The organism is Streptomyces sp. PTL18 (genome assembly GCF_059510295.1).
Genome location: NZ_JCAJZO010000112.1, coordinates 1 through 960, shown reverse-complemented (window position 1 = coordinate 960; position 960 = coordinate 1). Strand labels below are relative to the sequence as shown.

At 65.0% G+C, this 960-nt stretch carries 1 protein-coding gene; it reads left to right on the top strand.

The features are described from left to right. Nucleotides 1–952 (top strand): IS30 family transposase (locus AC5WS8_RS39200; protein WP_496108245.1); only part of this gene is annotated, 952 nt, incomplete at its 5' end. Nucleotides 953–960 lie beyond the last annotated feature (8 nt).

Here is a 960-nt window from a genome sequence, read left to right as displayed (position 1 = left end):
CGAGCGGGAGGAGATCTCGCGCCGGCTCTGTGCCGGTGAGTCCTACCGGACGATCGCCGGCCTCCTGGGACGCGCGGTGTCGACGATCAGCCGTGAAGTCAACAACAACGGCGGACGCGACGTTTACCGGGCAATCGCTGCACAGGAGCGCGCACTTGATCGGGCTCGCCGCCCGAAGCAGTGCCTCCTCGCCCGCAGACCCACGCTGAGGCAGACGGTGGTGAGGCTACTGGAAGAGGAGTGGTCGCCCGAGCAGATCGTCGGCCACCTGCGTCGGCATCACGGTGACGACCCCGTCATGCGGATCAGCCACGAGACGATCTACCGATCGGTCTACACCACCCGCTGGAAAGTGATCCCGCGCGAGCTGTGCAAGCGCCTGCGGACTGGCCGCCCGATCCGGAAGAACAAGCACCACACGGTGAAAGGCCAGTGGCGCTCACAGATCACCGATGCTCGACCGATCGAGGAGCGGCCCCGGGCGGCAGAGGACCGCAGCGAATCCGGGCACTTGGAAGGCGATCTGGTGATCGGCTCGAACAACAGTCAGGTCGCCACGCTGGTCGACCGGAAGTCACGGTTCCTCACAGTCGTGAAACTCGCCAGCCGCCACACCACCGTGGTCGTTCCCGCTCTCGTCGAAACCTACGAACGCATGGACCCCCGACTACGCAGCACGCTGACCTGGGATCGCGGCATGGAACTGGCAGCCCACAAGCGGCTCACCGCCGACACCGGTGTCGACGTGTTCTTCGCGGCCCCGCGTAGCCCCTGGCAACGCGGCACCAACGAGAACACCAACAAGCTCCTCCGGCAGTACCTGCCCAAAGGCACCAACCTGTCGACGTTCAGCCAGGACGACCTTGACGCCATCGCGACGAAGCTCAACAACCGTCCACGCAAGTGCCTGGGATTCCGCACACCAGCCGAGAGTGTTGCCTTGACCGGTTGAATCTAAGG